This is a genomic window from Burkholderia sp. Ax-1719 (genome assembly GCF_011753055.1).
Lineage (GTDB): Bacteria > Pseudomonadota > Gammaproteobacteria > Burkholderiales > Burkholderiaceae > Paraburkholderia.
This window is the reverse complement of sequence record NZ_VWWJ01000005.1, coordinates 75,968-95,014: the sequence shown is the minus strand read 5'-3', so window position 1 is coordinate 95,014 and position 19,047 is coordinate 75,968. Positions and strand designations below refer to the sequence as shown.

Here is a 19,047-nt window from a genome sequence, read left to right as displayed (position 1 = left end):
TATCAAAGCAGGTTCGAGGAATGAAAAAGGATACGGCCACGCTGATAGGGCTCATCGCGATCATGTTGTGGGCGTCGATCGTCGCCCTGATTCGCGGAGTCAGCGAAAGTCTGGGCGCCACCGGCGGTGCGGCCATGATGTACACGGTGGCTTCCGGGTTTCTCGCGTTGACGGTCGGTTTTCCCAACCTCAGGCAATTTCCGCGTCGCTATCTGATCTGGGGCAGCGGGCTCTTTGTCGCCTACGAACTCTGCTTATCGCTGTCGATCGGCTATGCCCACAACGGCAGGCAGGCGATCGAAGTCGGCATGGTCAATTATCTGTGGCCCACGTTCACGCTGGTTTCGGCCATCGTATTCAACAAGCAGAAGGCCAATCTGCTCGTGGTGCCGGGTTTCGTGCTCTCGATGCTGGGTATCGGCTGGGTGCTGGGCGGCGATCGGGGCATCGATCTCGCGGGCATGCTGGGGAACGTCAAGGACAATCCGCTGAGTTATGGCCTCGCGTTCAGCGGCGCATTGATCTGGGCCGCGTACTGCACAGTGACGGCGCGACTCGCAAACGGCAAGAACGGCGTGACGCCGTTTTTCATGCTGGTATCCGCGGTGCTGTGGCTCAAATATGCAATCGAAAGCGCCAGTGGGATGCACTTTGCGATGCACTTCGATATGCAGGCGATGGTCTATCTGTTTCTGGCCGCGGCGGCGATGGGCTTTGGCTACGCGGCCTGGAACATCGGCATTCTGCATGGCAACGCCACGGTTCTGGCAGGCGCTTCGTATTTCATTCCAGTGATTTCCGCCGCACTGGCGGCCACGCTGCTGCACGCGCCGCTTTCGGATGCGTTCTGGCACGGCGCGCTGATGGTCTGCGCCGGATCGATCCTGTGCTGGATCGCCACGCGCTCTCGCTCGGTCAAGAAGCCAGCCAGCACTGAGGCGGAACGAATTGGGGAGCGAGTCTGAGCGCCCACGGGCCGCGCGCCTGGCGCATCGTCTGGTGAATTTCTATTCGGCGATTTATAGTACACAAAAGGTAGACAGAGAATCCCGATGAAAACGAGCCCCGACGAAACCCAGATCGACAACGCCCCCACCGACCGCAAGGCCGTGCTGGCCGAAACCCTGCGCCGACGCATCGTCAGCATGGAATTGAAGCCTGGCGCCGTGGTGGACGAACTGGCCCTGTGCGATGAATTCGGCCTTTCGCGCCCTCCCGTGCGCGAGTTGATGCGCCAGATGGCCGCCGAGGGCTATATCGAGCTGGAAGCCAATCGTGCGGCGCGGGTTTCGTCGATGAACTACCACTCGCTGCGCAGTTTCTTCCTGGCCGCACCGCTCATTTACGTCGCCACGACGCAACTCGCGGCAGCCAACGCCACCGCCGCCGACGTTGCGCGCCTGCGCGAAATCCAGAAGCGCTTTCGCGCCGCCATCGACGCCCACGACGTCGAAAATCGCGTGCTCTATAACGATCAATTCCATCTGGAAATCGGCACGATGGCGCAGAACGATTATCTGATGCCCAGCTTGCGCCGTCTGCTGATCGATCACGCGCGCCTGGGCAAGACGTTTTATCGCCACCCGGCCAGCGAAAACATGGTGCACGAGATGAATCAGGCGGCGCATCAGCACGACGAGATCATCGATGCCATCGAACGCCGCGACACGGAGCGCGCGGCTGAACTGGTCAGAGCGCATTGGGAACTGTCGCGCCGACATATGACGGATTACGCGATTCCGGAGGGGCTGGAAGTACCGCTCAGCCTGGCGTGATCGTTTGAATCACGGCTTCGATCGGCGCGTCAATGCGCCGATTCTTTTGCCGTTTTCTCGCGCTTCTTAAAATATAGGATGACGAATTGAATAGCGGCACGCCGGCTTTGCCAAAGCCAGTTCGCTTCGGCATTGTCCTGCTGCCGAATTTCACGTTGACGGCTTTCTCAGGCTTCGTCGATCTGCTGCGTCTCGCCAGCGACGACGGCGATATGAGCCGCCCGGTGCGCTGCAGCTGGACCATCGTCGCGGAATCGCTCGCGCCGATCCGCGCAAGTTGCGGCATTCAGGTCACGCCCTGGACGACCTTCGACGATGCCGGCGCTTTCGACTATCTGCTCGTGGTGGGCGGCCTGCTGCATTCCGGGCCTTCCGCCAGCGAAGCGACCCATCGCTTCATTCGCGCCACCGCGGCCAGCGGCGCAACCCTCGTGGGTATCTGCACAGGCGCATTCGCACTGGCCCGCGCAGGCGTCATGGACGGCCATCGCATCTGCGTAAGCTGGTTCCACTACTGGGATTTCGTCGAGCGATTTCCGGCCATTCCTGAATCCAGCCTGATTGCCGACCGTCTGTTCGTGATCGACCGGCGGCGCATCACCTGCTCGGGCGGCCGCGCATCGATCGACGTCGCCGCCGCCATCCTTTTACGGCATCTGGACGCGGCGATCGTGCAGAAAGCCCAGCGCATCCTGATCGTCGACGATGCCCAGCGGGGCAACGCGCCGCAGCCCTATCCGCCCGGCCTGGATCCCGCATCGCATCCCAAGGTGCGCCGCGCCATTCTCATCATGGAACAGCACATCGCCAGTCCACTGCCGTTCACCGAACTGGCGCGGCGCGTGGATACGTCCGTGCGGCAACTCGAAAGGCTCTTTATCGCCGAGACCGGCAAATCGCCCAACGTCTATGGGCGCCAGATGCGCGTGCGCATGGCCGCGTGGATGCTGACCGCGTCGGACCGCACCGTTGCCGATATCGCCATGTCCTGCGGCTTTTCTGATGCCTCGCATCTCGGCCGCGAGTTTCGCAAGGAATTCGACGAATCGCCCAGCGCGTACCGTGTCGCGCGCCCGCATGTTCAGGAAGCTGTTGCGTGTGAGGAATGACCATTCCGGCGGCCATCCCTTAGGCTTGTCGCAAACGTTCTATCAAGTCCGCGTCGCTTGCCTTTAAATAGGCGCAGTGCAGCCGGGCAGTGCACGATAAACAGACAAGAACCTGAGAGCCTAACCCTCCGACATCTGGAATGGATAAGACATGTTCAAACGCGCCGCCTCAACCGCCGAAACGCTAGAAAGCGTCGATGCCGAACTCTTTGCCGCAATCGAACTCGAAAACCGCCGTCAGGAAGATCACATCGAACTGATCGCGTCGGAAAACTACACCTCGCCCGCGGTCATGGCCGCACAGGGCTCGCAACTCACCAACAAGTACGCCGAAGGCTATCCGGGCAAGCGTTACTACGGCGGCTGCGAAAACGTCGACGTCGTCGAGCAACTCGCCATCGACCGCGTGAAGGCGCTGTTCGGCGCGGAAGCCGCCAACGTGCAGCCGAACTCGGGCTCGCAGGCCAACCAGGGTGTGTTCTTCGCCGTGCTCAAGCCGGGCGACACCATCATGGGCATGAGCCTCGCCGAAGGCGGTCACCTGACGCACGGCATGGCGCTCAACATGAGCGGCAAGTGGTTCAACGTCGTGAGCTACGGTCTCGACGCGAACGAAGACATCGATTACGACGCACTCGAAAAGCGCGCGCACGAAACCAAGCCGAAGCTCATCATCGCAGGCGCATCGGCATTCGCGCTGCGTATCGACTTCGAGCGCATCGCCAAGGTCGCGAAGGCCGTTGGCGCGTATTTCATGGTCGACATGGCGCACTACGCTGGTCTGATCGCTGCGGGCGTGTACCCGAACCCGGTGCCGTTCGCCGATTTCGTCACCACGACCACGCACAAGAGCCTGCGCGGCCCGCGCGGCGGCGTGATCCTGATGAAGGCCGAGCACGAAAAGGCCATCAATTCGGCGATCTTCCCTGGCATCCAGGGCGGCCCGCTGATGCACGTGATCGCCGGCAAGGCGGTGGCGTTCAAGGAAGCCGCATCGCCGGAATTCAAGACCTACCAGCAGCAAGTGGTCGAGAACGCACGCGTGCTGGCTGAAACGCTGGTCAAGCGCGGTCTGCGTATCGTTTCGGGCCGCACGGAAAGCCACGTGATGCTGGTCGACCTGCGCGCGAAGAACATCACCGGCAAGGCGGCGGAAGCCGTGCTGGGTTCGGCGCACATCACGGTCAACAAGAACGCGATCCCGAACGATCCGGAAAAGCCGTTTGTCACGAGCGGCATCCGCCTGGGCTCGCCCGCGATGACGACGCGCGGCTTCGGCGTGAAGGAAGCCGAACAGGTGGGCAACCTGATCGCCGACGTGCTTGAGAACCCGGAAGACGCAGCGACGATCGAGCGCGTGAAGGCGCAAGTGGCCGAATTGACCACGCGCTTCCCCGTGTATAGCTAAGCGTTTCTGATGTGGCGGCGCGGTCGCAAAGGACCGCGCCGCGTTTATTGCAGTGCTGCTACGGCTGCCCGCATAGCAAGAAGATAGCTCTGCGAACCAAATCCGCAGATCTGCCCCGTCACGATTTCGGCAAATACCGAGTTGTGCCTGAATGGCTCGCGTGCGTGAATATTCGACATATGCAGTTCGACGACCGGGCAAACCAGCATCGCCAGCGCATCGCGAATGCCATAACTGTAGTGCGTCCACGCACCCGCGTTGATCAGTACCGCATCCGTACCCTCTTCAAACGCGCGATGGATGCGTTCGCACATCGCCGCTTCGCTATTGGTCTGAAATGATTCCACTCGCACGTCCAGTTCCGTGGCGAGCGCCTGCAATTGCGCGTCGATCTGTTCGAGCGTAATGGTCCCGTACTGAATGGGATCGCGCTTGCCGAACATATTGTGATTGATGCCGTGCAGCATCAGGATGTGCTTCATACCGTCTCCGAATAGCACTTAATCGAGTGGAACCGTCAATCGGTCGATCACGGCTTGCGTCGCAGGTCGCACGCCGCGCCACCATGCAAAGGCTTCGGCGGCCTGCTCCACCAGCATGCCAACGCCATCCGCAATGCCTGCCACGCCCGCATTGCGCGCCAGTCGCAGGAATGGCGTCAGGCGTTTGCCATAGGCCAGTTCGTAAGCCGTGCCATGCGGGCTGAAAACACCGGGCGGCACCGGCGGCAGATCGCCGGTCAGGCTCGCCGATGTGGCGTTGACCACCAGGTCGAAGCGCCCCAACCGGTCGAGTTCGCCATATGCGCAAGCCGTTAGCGCGCCCTGCGACGACAGTTGCGAAGCCAGCGCCCGGGCTTTTTCGACATGACGATTGGCGATCACCAGTTCAACGGGACGTGCGCCCAGAAACGGCAGCAACGCACCGCGCGCTGCGCCGCCCGCACCGAGCAGCAGCACGCGTTTGCCCGCGAGCGGCGCGTGCAGATTCACTTCGATATCGCGCAGCAGGCCGATACCGTCGAAATTCTCCGCGAGAATCCGCCCTTCTTCGAACTTGAACGCGTTCGCCGCGCCCGCGAGCGTGGCGCGCTCGCTGCGTTCATCGGCCATATCGAATGCCGCCAGCTTGAACGGCGCGGTAATGTTCATGCCTTTGCCGCCCGCCGCGATGAATTCGCGCACCGTGGCCGCGAACGCATCATCAGGATCGCGTGGTCCTTCGATCGCCGTGTAGTGCATCGCCTGCTGCGTCGCAGCGGCGAAAAGCCCATGAATCAGCGGCGATTTCGTATGGTCGATAGGATTGCCAATGACTGCATAGGTATCGTTCACCGTCATCTCCATGGTCTTTAGCGTTCGAACAGCACGCCGTCGGTTTGCATCGCGTCGATCTCGGCAGCGCTGAAGCCGAGTGATTGCGCCACTTCGGCGTTGTGCTGACCAAGGTCGGGCGCGACCTCGCGTATCGTGGTGTCGCACGCGGAGAAGCGGAACGGCAGATTGGGCAACCGCAGCGTGCCATAGCGCGGATGCTCCTGTTCGACGATCATGCCGCGCGCCTGAATCTGCGGATCGGCAATCACTTCATCGATGCGCTGCACCTTCGCACACGGCACATCGATACCATCGAGCAGTTCGAGAATGTGCGCCACTGTGCGCGCCGCCACCCACGGTTCGACCACGGCAAGGATCGCCAGCCGGTTCGCATTGCGTCCCACGCTGTTGTGAAAGCGCGCATCCGCTCCAAAACCACGCGGCCCCCCGTTCGCTTCGATCAGCGCGGCGAAACGCTTCCACGCATCGTCCACCTGCGCCGCGATCACCAGATCGCCGTCCGTCGCATGGAACACGCCATACAAGGTCGAACCCGGCATATCATGACCCGTTTGCTCGGGGAGCACGTCGGCAAGCGTGTAGCACTGCACCGCGTATTCGTGCATCGAAACCAGCGTGTCGTAAAGCGCCATGTCGATATGCTGCCCGCGCCCGCTTTTCACGCGGCCCAGCAGCGCCGCATTGATGGCCGCCACCGCATGGATGCCCGTGTACATATCGCCAAGCGAAATGCGCAACAACGGCGGCCGCTCGCCCGGCGTGCCAACCATCTGCATGATGCCGCTCTTCGCCTCGGCAATCAGGCCGAAACCCGCGCGATGTGCGTCCGGCCCTGTGTGGCCATAGGCAGAAATCGAGCAGTAAACCAGCGCCGGATTGCGTGCGGATAGCGCTTCGTAGCCCAGACCGAGCTTGTCGAGCGCGCCGGGACGATAGTTCTCCACGAACACGTCCGCAGAATCGCAGAGCCGCTCCATAAAGGCTTTGCCGCGCGGGTCCTTCATATTCACGCTGACGCCGCGCTTGCCCATATTGAGCTGCAGAAAATAGCCGCTGCTGCGCTCGTCGAGCACGGTGGCGTGCTGGCGTCCCGCATCGCCGCTGCCGGGCCGCTCGACCTTGATCACTTCCGCGCCCAGCGCCGCAAGGCATCGCCCCACATACGGCCCCGCGAGAAAATGGCTGTAATCGACAACGCGAATACCTTCGAGTGGACGAGCCTGCTTCATTGCGTGGCTCCCGGACGGCGCGGCACCATCAAACGATGCTCGCCGCGCTGCACCACTTCGTTATGCTGATTGATGAGTTCTGAAGGCAGAATCACGATGCCCCAGTCAGGACGGCTCTTGCTCGGTCGCATCGAACCCACGCGAAACTTCACATGCAGCACGTCGTTGACCTTGATGGGCAGAACGAAGTCCCAGCTCCAGCCGAGCGACATGCCCGGCAAAAAGCGATAATCGCTCTGTGTTTTAAGGCCATCCGCGATAGAAAGGCCAAACAGCCCGTGCGCGACGAGGCAGCCAAAGTGGCTTGCGTTCGCGTACTCCTCATCCACATGAACCGGCGTGTGATCGCCGGTGAGATCCGCATAAGCCAGAATGCGTTCCTTCGTCACGGTGTAGTGCGGGCTCACGCATTCATCGCCTTCGCGCGCGTCGTCCCAGTATTTTTCAACGATAGTCACGGTGTTCACCTCATCCCTCTGCGCGCGGATCGATGGCGAGCGCCTGCGCAACGCAACGCGCCGGTTTCGCCTGAATGAATTCGATGGCGAGGCCATCGGGCAAACGCAGCCAGTTTGCGCCTTGCGGCATCGGCTGCACCTCATGGCGATGTGCCGCAGCGAGCGCCGCTTCGACGTCTTCGCACATGATGCCGAGATGTCCAAGGCGTCCCTCCGGACCCTGAAAATCCGGCATATGAATGAACTGCATGCCACCGAGCGTCCAGTACTGACGCGGTGATTCGCGTGTACCGTCGACCTCGCGCATCGTCATGCCGAATACGTTTTCGAAAAAGCGGATGTGCCAATGAATGTCGCGCACGAAAATGGCGACGTGTTCCAGATAGGCCTTTGGCGCACTCATGCTCTCGCCTCTGCTTTCTGACGATCGGCCATGGCGCGTTCGATGCCCTTGATACAGGCGACGAGCGTTGCATTGACGGGCGTGGGCACACCGTGACGCGCGCCCCAACGCACAACCGAGCCGTTAATGAAGTCGATTTCGGTCACCGAGCCTTTTTCGAGGCTTTGCAACATCGACGTCTTGAACGCAGCGGGCAAGCCTTCAGCAGCGAGTGTCCACGCCTGCTCCGGATCGGTCATGGAAAGCGTCACGCCCGCAGCCTGCGCGGCCGCGATCGCCTCCGAAACGGCCGCCAGCGAAGCAGCCTTGAGCAGCGGCTCGTCATAGAGCTGGCCATAAGTCAGCGACGTGATGCCGGTCAGCGCGCCCGTCGCAACATTGACGAGCAGTTTGTCCCACATGGTGCCGACGATGTTGTCGCTGACTTGCGTTTGCAGACCCGCGCGGCTGAACGCCCCGGCGATACGCTTGGCGCGTTCCGTCACCCGCCCGTCCAGTTCGCCAATGATGGTGTGCTTGCCAACCACACCCGATTCGATATGCCCCGCGCCGCGTAGCACGCCGCCCACATAGGTCTTGCCCGCCAGCACGCGCTCGCGGCCCACGGCGTCGGCCAGAATGTCTTCGTGGCCCAGACCGTTTTGCAGCGACAACACCACGGTCTGCGGCCCGACGAGCGCGAGCGCGCCACGAATCGCCGCATCGGTATGAAAGGATTTGACCAGCACGATGACGACGTCCGCCTCGCCAGCTTCGGATGGCTCCGTCGTTGCGCGAACTCGCACCTGGCGCGTGCCGCGTGCGTCGTCGACGCGCAATCCGTGCGTACGCATGGCGTCGACATGCGCGGGCGAGCGATCGATCAACCAGGTTTCGTGACCGCCTTCGGTCAGCGTCGCGCCAATCGCGCAACCCAGCGCACCGGCACCCAGAATGGCAATTTTCAAGAGCGTCTCCTTAACCTCTCTAACGTTGACGTCACGATAAGAGTCGCCGCCCGATGTCGCAATGCAATGGCTACAATGACGTCATTGCCTCACGCAATAATGGTGAAACGCCGTGACTCCCGCCGATCTGCCGGACCTCAAGCTGTTGCAGCTATTCGACCTGCTCTACGACACGCGCAGCGTCACGCGCGTAGCCGAACAACTTGGTCAAAGCCAGCCAACCATCAGCATCTGGCTCGCACGACTGCGCGAGCATCTGCACGATCCGCTCTTTATTCGCACGCCGGGCGGCATGATGCCCACTCCCCAGGCGGAGGCGCTAATCGGTCCGTGCCGGGAAATTCTCGAATCGTTGCGGCGCTTTGCGGCGTGGGAAATTGCCTTCGATCCAGCCACGGCGCAACGGCGCTTTCGCATCTGCATGACCGATGCGAGCCACGTGACGCTGCTGCCACGCCTGCTCGCCCATGTGCGTGCGCAAGCGCCTGGCGTACGGCTGGAAGCCGCACGAATCGACGGCAATACGGAACGCGCGCTCGAATCGGGCGAGGCGGATCTGGCGATTGGATACGTGCCCTGGCTCAGCGGCGGCATTTATCAGCAGCAGCTTTACGAGCAGGATTGGGTGTGTCTGGCGAATCGCCATCATCCGCGCATTCGCAAGCGGCTCAGTATCAAGGCGTACCGGACCGAGGCTCACGTGGCCATTACGGCGGGAACCGGCACGGCGCTGCTCGAACAGGCGCTGGTTCGGGAGCGGATCGAGCGGCAAATTGCGCTCGAATTGCCGGGTTTTCTGGGTCTGGGCGCGATCGTGCAGACCACGGACCTGATCACGACGCTGCCGCGCCATATCGGCGAGACGCTGGCGCAGGCCGGCGATCTCGCGGTCCATCCCTGCCCGATTCCCGTTGAAGGTTTCGCCGTGCGGCAGCACTGGCACGCGCGCTATCACCAGGAGGCCGGCAACCGCTGGCTGCGGGCCGTGGTTGTGGGTCTGTTCGGCGCTTCGGCGCCAGGCGCTGCGTCCTCTCGCGCTTAAGCCGCGATACGGAAAACCGCCACGGTCGAGCGCAGCCGAACGGCCTGTTCGTCGAGCGCTGCCGCGGCAGCCGCGGCCTGCTCCACCAGCGCCGCGTTCTGCTGCGTGACGGTGTCCATCTGCGAGACCGCAAGATTGACCTGCTCAATACCGGTGCTTTGCTCGACCGATGCGGCCTCGATCTCGCCCATGATGTCGCTCACACGCGTGATCGACTGCACGATTTCCCGCATGCGCTCGCCGGCCACCGCAACCTGGCCCGAGCCCGCGTCGACGCGCGCCACCGACGACCCGATCAACGCCTTGATGTCCTTCGCCGCCGCCGCGCTGCGCTGTGCAAGCGCCCGCACCTCGCCGGCCACGACTGCGAAGCCACGACCTTCTTCACCCGCGCGCGCCGCTTCGACCGCCGCATTCAAGGCCAGAATATTGGTCTGGAACGCAATGCCTTCGATCGTGCCGATAATGTCGCCGATACGCCGGGACTCGTCGGCAATACCCTGCATCGTCTCGATCACCTCGTTGACAGCGCTGCCGCCGCGTCCCGTCGCCTCGGAAGCGAGCACCGCAAGCTGACGCGCCTGGCGCGCGTTTTCGGCGTTCTGCTTGACGGTAGCCGTGAGCTGCTCCATGCTCGCCGCCGTCTCTTCGAGCGACGCCGCCTGTTCTTCGGTGCGCTGCGAAAGATCCGCATTGCCGTGCGCGATCTCCGACGACCCCGTAGCGATCGAGTCGCTGGAATGCTGGATGCCCTGCACCAGCTCGCGAAGTTTGCCGCGCATTTCGTGCAGCGCGTGCATCAGGCTGGAACGGTCGTCGCTGGCCAGCGCAATATGCGCAGCGAGATTGCCGGCGGCGATCTGCGCGGCCAACCCGGCGGCATCGGCGGGTTCGCCGCCCAGCGCGCGGCGGATGCTGCGCGTCATCAGCCAGGCCATCGTGCCGACCACCGCGAAAATCAGCACGGCGATCGCGATCATGGCGCGCGCGACACGCCAGAAGGCGGCGTCGATATCGTCATAGAAGAATCCGGTGCCGATCCACCACTGCCACGCCGGCACCGCCACGACACCCTGCAACTTGGGTTCGAGCGGGCTATTTGCAGAGCGGTGGATCAATACGTCCACAAGTGCGATATGCTCTTGATTGAGTCCTTGTGCGTATGCCTGCGTATCCGTGAGATCGCCAATCGTCGTACGATTGCCGCCGGTTTTCGTGCCGATCAGACTGGCATTCGGATGTACGAGGTTAATGCTGTCCGTCGTGGTGATCCAGTAATAGCTCTTACTATCGGCATTTAACTCGCTGATGGCCGCTTTTGCGGCATTTTGCGCATCGGTGCGCGAGAGTTTCCCCTGTGCTTCCTGGCCCTGGTAATACAGCGCCAGATGTTCGGCTTTAAGCAGCAGATTGCGGATTTCCTGCTGCCGGCTCTCGACCAGCGACTGCTTCAATTGCGAAAGCGTCATCGCGGCTATGCAAACGACACCGACCAGCGCGGTGCCGACGAGAAGGATCAGCTTGGTTGAGACTTTCATTTCGGCTCAAGAAGGGCAGGGGAAAAAACGTCAAAAGACGTCGCTCACGGAAGCAAAATTAACCATTTGGTTAACGCCGCGTGAATGCATATCGGCACTCCGTCTGCCCTTCTTGAGTCGGGTAAAGACCTGGACTGTGGCATGACTCGTTACGTTGCCTTTCCCACAATAACGAATGGATGCGCCTGGCATATTAGGCATTGTCCGTTGTGTTATCCTGGTGAGGTATGATTTACCCCGGCCTGCACGACGAATACGTGGCAGGCGGAGACAAACAGAATGGATGAAAGAAAGCGCGACAGCATCGTGGCTTACCTGCAGCGCAGGATGGCCGAATTCAATATCACGCCCGAAGCACTTGCCGCATCAATCGCGGAAGATCAACGCCGCCAGCTCGCGGTAAAGTATCGCGATGCGTTTGGTAATGGCTGGGACGGCGAAGGCGCAGCCCCGCAATGGGTGGTCCAGGCGACCAGCGCAGGACAGTCCCTCGAGCATTTTTCGGTTCGCAAGGCCCAGGAAAAGCCCGCGAACAAGCCCGCCGGCGTGGACTGGCGCGACGACCCGTTTGCCGGCACCCGCCTCGCCACCGTTAAAGCCGAACCGCTTCAAGCCTCCTGAGCCAGCCCCTCTTTAGACGACCTTCACTTTTAAGTCCGCACGCGGGAAAGCGAAAGCGCTTTCAGTCCTCGCCCAGCGCATTCTTGAGTGCCGCAAGCAGCGCCGTATCGCTGAAAGGCTTATAGAGGCAATCGATCGCGCCCTGCCTGAGCAGCCGCTCGCGCAGCGCGTCGTCCTGATGGGCGGTGATGAAGATCACCGGCAATGTCCGGCTATTCCGTTTTAACTCGCGTAAAAGTCCCAGGCCGCCCATGCCAGGCATATTGAGGTCGAGAATCAGGCAATCGGTTTGATCCGCGATTCCCGACGCGAGAAATGCCTCCGCAGAAGAGAATACGCTTACGGCATAGCCGAATATATTCACCAGATCGGGAAGCGATTCCCGCAGTGCCTCGTCATCATCGACCAACGTTACCCGCATCGTTGCCCCGCGCAATCGTCCTCGTTTGCCCCTGAATCAGGCGCCTTACGATGCCCGATTCGCGGACCCGCGTCCACCATACAGAAGTATGTGTCCGGGCTTGCCCGCGGGCATTACGACAGACGCGGGGCCACGTAGACGGGAAGGGAGAATGCGAAAATGGCGCCAGGCGCATTGGCGGGTAATTCCGCCCACAGACGCCCGCTCTGGCTTTCGATGATCGAGCGGCTGATCGCGAGCCCCACGCCCATACCGTCGTCCTTGGTGGTATAGAACGCGTCGAAAAACCGTTCCGCGCTCTCCGGATCGAAGCCCATACCGCAATCGCGCACCGACAAACGCACCATGCCTTGCGGCTCGGCTTCGGTCTTGACCCACATGAGCCGAGGACGGTCATTCACGGTGCTCATCGCGTCCGCCGCATTGCGCAGCAGATTCATGATCACCTGCTGCACCTGCACGCGATCACAGCCCGCGAGCGGGACATCATCGGCGAATTCCGTGCGCAGGATCACGCGTGCGCGGTCGAGATCGTTTTGCATCAGCGCGATCACCTCGCGCGCCGTGTGGCCCAGATCGACGGCTTCGATCGTGGCGCTACGTTTGCTGAACAACGCGCGCAGCCGCGCAATGACATCAGCGGCGCGGTGCCCGTCGCGGATCGTGCGGCGCGCAGTTTCCTGTGCGGCTTCGATATTGGGCGGATCGGCCGCAAGCAGGCGCAGGCAGGTGCTGGCATTGGTCACGATGCCCGCCAGCGGCTGATTGACTTCGTGCGCGATTGACGCGGTCAGCGCGCCCAGGCTCATCACCCGCGAAACGTGCAAAAGCTCCGAGCGCGCCTTGTCGAGCGCTTCTTCCGACGAGCGCCGCTGGCTGATATCGAGCGTCGTACCGATATATTCGTAGCTTCCCGGCTTATCGCTGGCACGATGCGCGATCAGATGCAGGTGCTTGATGGACTGATCCGGCATCACGATCCGGTGCTGGCACTCAATATCGGCGTCGCCGCGCTGCCCTTGTTCGAGGAATTGCGTGACAAAGCATAAATCGTCGGGATGACAATGAGCGATGATTCGCTCCAATGTCATCGTCGTGCCCGGCTCGATGCCAAAGATGTGATAAAGCTGCTCCGACCAGGCGATTTCGTTCGAATCGACGTGCCACGAAAAGTTGCCCATTCTGGCCAGAGCCTGGCCCTCGGCAAGGAAAGCCTCGCTACGCCGCAGTTCCTCTTCCGCGCGCTTTCGATCGTCGATATCGACATTGACGCCATACCATTTGATGACGTTGCCTTGCTGGTCCCGCAAAGGACTCGTGCGGAACAGAAACCATCGATACTGGCCGTCATAACGCTGCATGCGCGCTTCGGCAGCGCCCGGCATGCGGCTGGCCATGATGTCCGTCCACGCGGCAATGAGGCCGGGAAGATCCTCCGGGTGCACCGTGCTGGTCCATTCGAAATCGCGCACCTGCTCAAGCGTGCGGCCGACATAGTCCAGATAATAGCGATTGAAAAACTCGCCGGTGCCGTCCGGGCGCGCCGTCCAGATGAGCGCGGGAAGCGTGCTGATGGTCTCGTTGAGATGGCGCTCGCTTTCCGCAAGCGTGATTTCCGCGCGCTTTCTGTCTTCGATATCGATTGAAAGAAGAATCCAGCGCAGGATATCGCCATTGCGGTCACGCAGTGGAAACCCGCGCACATTGGCCCAGCGATAGATCCCGTCGGCACGCCGGTGGCGGCTCTCTACGTTATAGGTCGCGCCGTTTGCGAGTGATGTTTCCAGACCGGTGACCGCGGCTGCCAGATCTTCCGGGTGGACGACCTCGTCGCCCCGCCACGCCTTGAGTTCCTCGAACGATTTGCCGAAATAATCCAGTGTGAGCTGATTAAGACTTTCAACCTCGCCAGTTGGCGACGTGACCGTGACCGGCACGGGAATGCTTTCGACGATCAATTGCAGATCGAGTTCGCGGCGCTTGAGCGCTTCCTGCGCTTGCCTCAGATCGTCGATATCGTTGCACAGCACGCACCAGCGGAGGATTTCCCCCTTGGCATCGCAAATCGGGCTGGATTGCAGCGTGTGCCAACGATATTGGCCATCATGACGGCGCAGACGCACCGATATTTCACCCGCGAGGCCCGAAACCAGAATGGACGCGAACTGTTCTAGCGCTTCAGGCAAATCGTCAGGGTTTATCGCGTTCCGCCATTGCGCATCAAATGACGCGGTGATGTCCAGGCCCGTATATTCGGTCCACTTCCGGTTCACAAAATCGACACGGCCATCGGCAAACACAGTCCAGGCGATGGCCGATAGCCCATCCAGCATGACGCCAAGATCAATCGCCAATCCCATCATTGTTTGAATATTTGCAGGCAGGCGGTGGCTATTCGAACACAAGCCAAAACCTGCATCGGGGTGAAAAAATCGATTCAAGCAGCAATGAGGGAATTATCCCATGCTGATATATACGTCGCAAACTTGCTGCAAATTGCCCGACAACTCACTCATTGCCGGCCGAGGACTCAACACCCAGCAGCACCCATTTTCCATCCCTCGCCTGATACACCGTGGCCGTTGCATTGCGCAGATCGCCATTAGCGGCAAAGGCAATGCGGCCACTGACGCCATCGAACGAACCGGTGCGCAACGCATGCAGGTATTGCCTGGGGTCCGTGGAGCCAGCCTGCTGCATGGCGTTGATCATCGCCCAGGATGCGTCATAAGCCAGCGGCGCATAGTGCACGATGCCGGAGCCAAAACGCGCCTTCAGTTTTCCATCGAGTTCTGCGGCGCGAGGCATCCTTTCCAGAGGCAATCCGTACTCCCAACTATACATTCCTTGTGCGCCCTCTCCCGCCAGTTTCAGAAAGCTCTCGTTCGTGAATCCACCCTCGCCCATGAAGCGGATCTTGATGCCTAGCTGACGCATCTGCCTCGCCAGGCCAGCGGCCTGCACATCCTGTCCGGCGAAAAAAATCAGATCGGGGTTGACGCCCTTGATGACGGTGAGAATGGCGCGAAAGTCCACCGATTGAGGCGTCGTGTACTGGCGCGAGACGACTTCACTGCCATCTTTCTCCACGGCGGCCACATATTGACTGACGAAATTGCTGCCGTAGTCCGTGCCATCGTCGATCACGGCAATCCGCCTGGCGTGCAGTTGATGGGTTGAATAGCGCGCACTTAGCGCGGACATCTGGCGATCGCCGCTCGTCGTGCGGAAAGTCGTCTTGAAGCCTTGCGCGGTATAAGTGGGCGAGCTCGACGTCGGGGAAATCTGTGGAATCCCAGCGCTTGCATACAGTGCCGATGCGGCCACCGAACAGCCCGAGTTGTGATGTCCAATCACGCCGCTCACGCCTTCGTCCACGAAACGCTGGGCCACCACGACCGCGGTTTTGGGATCTCCCGCATCGTCCTGGGCATCGACATCGAATCGCACTTTGCGCCCGCCAATCACGAGACCCTGCTGATTCGCCTCTTCGAATGCGAGCCGCGCGGCATTCTCCTCGTCCTTGCCGTACGAGGCAGAGAAACCGGTCAGCGGCTCTGCAATACCGATCTTGACGACGTCCACGTTTTCGCACTGCGCGGTCGAAACAACTGCGCAGCTTGCCAGAATGACAGCCATCGTCCACACGCTTCGACGAAGCATTCGCCCTCCGTTGAACTCCTCACTGCCGATTACGGGATTCCGTATGTCTGGCGCATTTCGGACTATTGCCCAGGTGCTTGCGCCAAAAACGCGTAGAGCTGGTCGAAATGGGAATGCGCCACGTTGAATCGCATCCACGACGTCGTGACGTTGCCGCCGTAAAAGAGCTTGCCCGGCGCAAGCATGATGCGCTCCCGCAACGCATGGGCCGCCAGTTCCGCCGAATCCCCGTGCCATCCTGCAGGTCTCGCCCACACGAACATGCCCGCGCGCGGCTCGCAGAAAATCTCGTAACCAATGGACTCAAGCCGACGGCACACGCGCTCCTGCGCCATAGCGAGACGATCGCGCAACTGCTCCATCTGCTTGCGTAGGTGTCCTTCGGACAAGATGGAATTCACGAGCCGTTCTGTGACTGTGGGTGTGGACATGCCCGAAACCAGCTTCTGATACAACAACCCTTCGATAATGCCCTTGTCGGCCGCAACAAAACCAACGCGCAAACCCGCGCCAATCGTCTTCGAAAAGCTGCCGACATAAATCACGCGTTTGAGCTGATCCATGGATGCAAGCGTGACCATCGGTGATTGCACCAATCCGGCAGAAACATCGTCCTCGACGATCAGGCAATCGAAACGGCCAGCAGCGTTCAGGATCTGGAAAGCGGCGGCAGAGCTATAACTCGCACCGGTTGGGTTGTGCAACCGGCTGTTGGTGAAGTAAAGCCGCGGACGGTGCGTTTCGAATAGCGTCTCGATCGAGGTGATGTCCGGTCCTGCCGGCGTCATGGGAATGCCAATGCACTTGACTTCGCGAAGCCTCAAAGCAACCAGCAGGTCGCTATAGCACGGCTCGTCTACGAAGACCGTGTCACCCGGCTGGGTGCACTGACGAATGATCAGATCGAGCGCCTGATTCGCACCGAGCGTCGTCATCACGCCCGCAACATCGGTCGCGGTTTCCTGCTCGGCTAATTGACGCACGATTTGCGCGCGCAGCGGCTCGTACCCTTTCGCGTGTCCGTAGCCAAGCAGATTCTCCGACTGCAGCGCCGCCTGCCGCAACGCACGCGCAAGGCCGTCGCTGTCGAACCAGGCATCGGGCAACCACCCGGCGCCTGCGTGAATCGTGCCTTCGTCGGACCCGGCGAAGTTGCGCACGGACCAGCCGTTCGTGAGCTGCTCATCGAGTTTTTCGACCGCAATACGCGGCGCGCTCCAGCTCTTCTCCGACACATAAAAGCCAGAACCTCTTTTCGCAACCAGCACACCCTGAGCGACGAGCCGGTCATAGGCCTCGACGACTGTAAAGGTGGACACGTCATGCACCTGTGCGAACACGCGGATGCTTGGCACCCGCATGCCGGGCCTCCAGCGCTTGTCCTTCACTGCATCGATGATGCCGCCGACGATCTGCTGGGTCAGCGGTTCTTCAGCGTTGGCGTTCAGGGTCAGGACGGGATTCATGGCGTTGAAAGCAGTCGGTCTGGATAACTGTAGAGGCGTGACGGCCTGCACAGTAAATAAACACCTCCAGGAAGTGTACATGGTTCTGTACAGGTCAAAAACTTAAATTCGATTCCAGTTCAGCGTCGTTATTCCGTCGCGAACAGAGGTGGCGCGAAACAGACTCAAAACACGCACGCGCTGAATTCGTTTTCCTCAAGATCGAATCGAGTACCCAGGTATGCAGAAAATCCGCAATTCCGATGCGCTTCTTTCGCAGGGCGACGTAGCTTCACGCCGTATCGTGCTCGAAATCGCCGACCGAACCCTCGCACGTCTCGACAGCAACCAGCGCATTCGCAGCATCATGCGGCTCGAAGGAAGCGTGCTGCATATCGGCACGCGTTCGTGGGATCTCGCGAAGAAGCGCCATGTGTATCTGATCGGTGCAGGTAAGGCCTGCAACCATATGGCGATGGCGGTCGATCATGTACTGGGCGACCGGCTGACGCGCGGCATCGCCATCGTGAAGATTCACGAGGAGACCGACCGCTTCAATAAAACCGAGATCTTCGTGGGCGGCCATCCGCTCCCTAACGAAGAAGGTCATCGCGCCTCGAAAGAAATTATCAAGCTTGTCGATGCTGCGGGTCCCGACGATCTGTTTATCGCAGTCATCAGCGGCGGCAGTTCGGCGCTGATGTCGTGCCCGATTGACGGGATTTCGCTTCAGGACGAAATCGATACCACCGATATTTTGCTGAAATCCGGTGCGGGCATTTACGAAATCAATGCAGTGCGTCGCCATATTTCCGCCCTCAACGGCGGCATGCTGGCCAGGCGCATCCAGGCCGTGGGCGCCGAATTGATCGGCTTTGGCATCAGCGATGCGGTGGGCTCGCCCGCGACCGGCGATATCGCCGTGCCCTATGCCGCGTACAAAAGCACGCCGATTGGCCCGGATATGACCACGCTGGACGATGCGCGCGCAACCATCGTCAACCGCAACGTTGCCGAGCGTCTACCGGCCAATGTGGTGGATTATCTGATGCATGCGGGTCCCGAAGGCGAAACGCCCAAAGCCTTTCCCGATAACACCTATTTTCTGCTCAATACGCTGCCCGATTCGTGCATCTACGCGAAAACCGTATGCGAGGAAATGGGACTGCCGGCGATGATTGTTTCATCGTTTCTGGAAGGAGAAAGCCGCGATGCGGGCACATTCTTCGCCTCAATCGCGCGCGAGATCCAGACCTACGGCAATCCGCTGAAGCCGCCGTGCGTGCTGCTGAGTTCCGGCGAAGTCACCACGCATATCGCCGATAACAGCGTGATTAAAGGCCACGGCGGTCCAGGTCAGGAAATGGCCGTGAGCTTTGCGATCACCGCAGCGAAAACCCAAGGCGCGTGCCTGCTCTCTATCGACAGCGAAGGAACCGACGGCACGGCCAAAGTCGCGGGCGGCATCACCGATTCCACCAGCTTTGAGGCAGCCGCGAAACAAGGCATCAGCCTCTTTCAGACACTGCGCGAGCACAGTTCTTTCGAGGCGCTCGACGCCATCGATTCGGCAATCTTCACCGGCAATACCGGCACCAATCTTTGCGACCTGAACATTCTTTATGTTCCGGCTATCGACGGGGGCAAATAA

At 60.8% G+C, this 19,047-nt stretch carries 17 protein-coding genes and 1 pseudogene; 7 read left to right on the top strand and 11 right to left on the bottom strand.

The features are described from left to right. The first annotated feature begins 20 nt into the window (after positions 1–20). The 4 genes from yddG to glyA all read left to right on the top strand — a co-directional run bounded on the left by yddG (position 21) and on the right by glyA (position 4,292). The gene (gene yddG / locus F3J17_RS12030; RefSeq protein WP_167058067.1) at positions 21–965 is read left to right on the top strand and encodes an aromatic amino acid DMT transporter YddG; all 945 of its coding nucleotides are present in this window, start codon (positions 21–23) and stop codon (positions 963–965) included. A gap of 87 nt (positions 966–1,052) precedes the next feature. Beyond that, positions 1,053–1,775, top strand: a complete 723-nt coding sequence (locus tag F3J17_RS12025) for a GntR family transcriptional regulator (RefSeq protein ID WP_167058064.1) — start codon at positions 1,053–1,055, stop codon at positions 1,773–1,775. Positions 1,776–1,861: 86 nt separating this feature from the next. After that, positions 1,862–2,884, top strand: a complete 1,023-nt coding sequence (locus tag F3J17_RS12020; protein ID WP_167058061.1) for a GlxA family transcriptional regulator — start codon at positions 1,862–1,864, stop codon at positions 2,882–2,884. A 151-nt stretch (positions 2,885–3,035) separates the two neighbouring features. Continuing rightward, positions 3,036–4,292, top strand: a complete 1,257-nt coding sequence (gene glyA / locus F3J17_RS12015) for a serine hydroxymethyltransferase (protein WP_167058058.1) — start codon at positions 3,036–3,038, stop codon at positions 4,290–4,292. Positions 4,293–4,336: 44 nt separating this feature from the next. On the opposite strand, the gene aroQ is transcribed toward glyA, so the two are convergent. The 6 genes from aroQ to F3J17_RS11985 are packed head-to-tail and all read right to left on the bottom strand — an operon-like array spanning position 4,337 to position 8,666. Next, positions 4,337–4,774: a type II 3-dehydroquinate dehydratase gene (aroQ, locus tag F3J17_RS12010; protein WP_167058055.1), complete on the bottom strand. Its 438-nt coding sequence runs from the start codon at positions 4,772–4,774 to the stop codon at positions 4,337–4,339. 18 nt (positions 4,775–4,792) lie between these two features. Then, the gene (aroE, locus tag F3J17_RS12005) at positions 4,793–5,626 is read right to left on the bottom strand and encodes a shikimate dehydrogenase (RefSeq protein ID WP_167058052.1); all 834 of its coding nucleotides are present in this window, start codon (positions 5,624–5,626) and stop codon (positions 4,793–4,795) included. Between the two features lie 17 nt (positions 5,627–5,643). After that, complete coding sequence (locus F3J17_RS12000) at positions 5,644–6,858, bottom strand: CoA transferase (protein WP_167058049.1); 1,215 nt, start codon at positions 6,856–6,858, stop codon at positions 5,644–5,646. Further along, positions 6,855–7,316, bottom strand: a complete 462-nt coding sequence (locus F3J17_RS11995; protein ID WP_167058046.1) for a MaoC family dehydratase — start codon at positions 7,314–7,316, stop codon at positions 6,855–6,857. Before F3J17_RS11995 ends, F3J17_RS12000 begins: the two co-directional genes overlap by 4 nt. A 10-nt stretch (positions 7,317–7,326) precedes the next feature. Beyond that, entirely contained in the window at positions 7,327–7,719 is a 393-nt protein-coding gene (locus tag F3J17_RS11990) for a VOC family protein (RefSeq protein WP_167058043.1), read from the bottom strand. After that, the gene (locus F3J17_RS11985; protein WP_167058040.1) at positions 7,716–8,666 is read right to left on the bottom strand and encodes a ketopantoate reductase family protein; all 951 of its coding nucleotides are present in this window, start codon (positions 8,664–8,666) and stop codon (positions 7,716–7,718) included. The genes F3J17_RS11990 and F3J17_RS11985 overlap by 4 nt, the downstream gene beginning before the upstream one ends. A gap of 112 nt (positions 8,667–8,778) precedes the next feature. On the opposite strand from F3J17_RS11985, the gene F3J17_RS11980 reads away from it, so the two are divergent. Continuing rightward, positions 8,779–9,708: a LysR family transcriptional regulator gene (locus tag F3J17_RS11980; RefSeq protein WP_167058037.1), complete on the top strand. Its 930-nt coding sequence runs from the start codon at positions 8,779–8,781 to the stop codon at positions 9,706–9,708. Here F3J17_RS11980 and F3J17_RS11975 read toward each other — a convergent pair. Continuing rightward, positions 9,705–11,246, bottom strand: a complete 1,542-nt coding sequence (locus tag F3J17_RS11975; RefSeq protein WP_167058034.1) for a methyl-accepting chemotaxis protein — start codon at positions 11,244–11,246, stop codon at positions 9,705–9,707. The genes F3J17_RS11980 and F3J17_RS11975 overlap by 4 nt on opposite strands. A gap of 273 nt (positions 11,247–11,519) precedes the next feature. On the opposite strand from F3J17_RS11975, the pseudogene F3J17_RS11970 reads away from it, so the two are divergent. Beyond that, a pseudogene (locus F3J17_RS11970) lies at positions 11,520–11,867 on the top strand (H-NS family nucleoid-associated regulatory protein); the annotation flags it as partial. Positions 11,868–11,928: 61 nt separating this feature from the next. Here the strand turns inward: F3J17_RS11970 and F3J17_RS11965 are convergent. The 4 genes from F3J17_RS11965 to F3J17_RS11950 form a co-directional block, all read right to left on the bottom strand. Continuing rightward, on the bottom strand, positions 11,929–12,276 hold the full coding sequence (locus F3J17_RS11965; protein ID WP_240160937.1) for a response regulator: 348 nt from the start codon (positions 12,274–12,276) through the stop codon (positions 11,929–11,931). A gap of 125 nt (positions 12,277–12,401) precedes the next feature. Beyond that, positions 12,402–14,648, bottom strand: coding sequence for a PAS domain-containing protein (locus F3J17_RS11960; protein WP_240160936.1), 2,247 nt, complete (start codon positions 14,646–14,648; stop codon positions 12,402–12,404). Positions 14,649–14,796: 148 nt separating this feature from the next. Beyond that, positions 14,797–16,089 carry a branched-chain amino acid ABC transporter substrate-binding protein gene (locus tag F3J17_RS11955; protein ID WP_345891182.1) on the bottom strand — a complete coding sequence of 431 codons (1,293 nt, stop codon included), beginning with the start codon at positions 16,087–16,089 and terminating at the stop codon, positions 14,797–14,799. Further along, positions 16,014–17,417: a PLP-dependent aminotransferase family protein gene (locus F3J17_RS11950; protein WP_167058022.1), complete on the bottom strand. Its 1,404-nt coding sequence runs from the start codon at positions 17,415–17,417 to the stop codon at positions 16,014–16,016. The genes F3J17_RS11955 and F3J17_RS11950 overlap by 76 nt, the downstream gene beginning before the upstream one ends. 220 nt (positions 17,418–17,637) lie before the next feature. On the opposite strand from F3J17_RS11950, the gene F3J17_RS11945 reads away from it, so the two are divergent. After that, complete coding sequence (locus F3J17_RS11945) at positions 17,638–19,047, top strand: DUF4147 domain-containing protein (RefSeq protein WP_167058019.1); 1,410 nt, start codon at positions 17,638–17,640, stop codon at positions 19,045–19,047.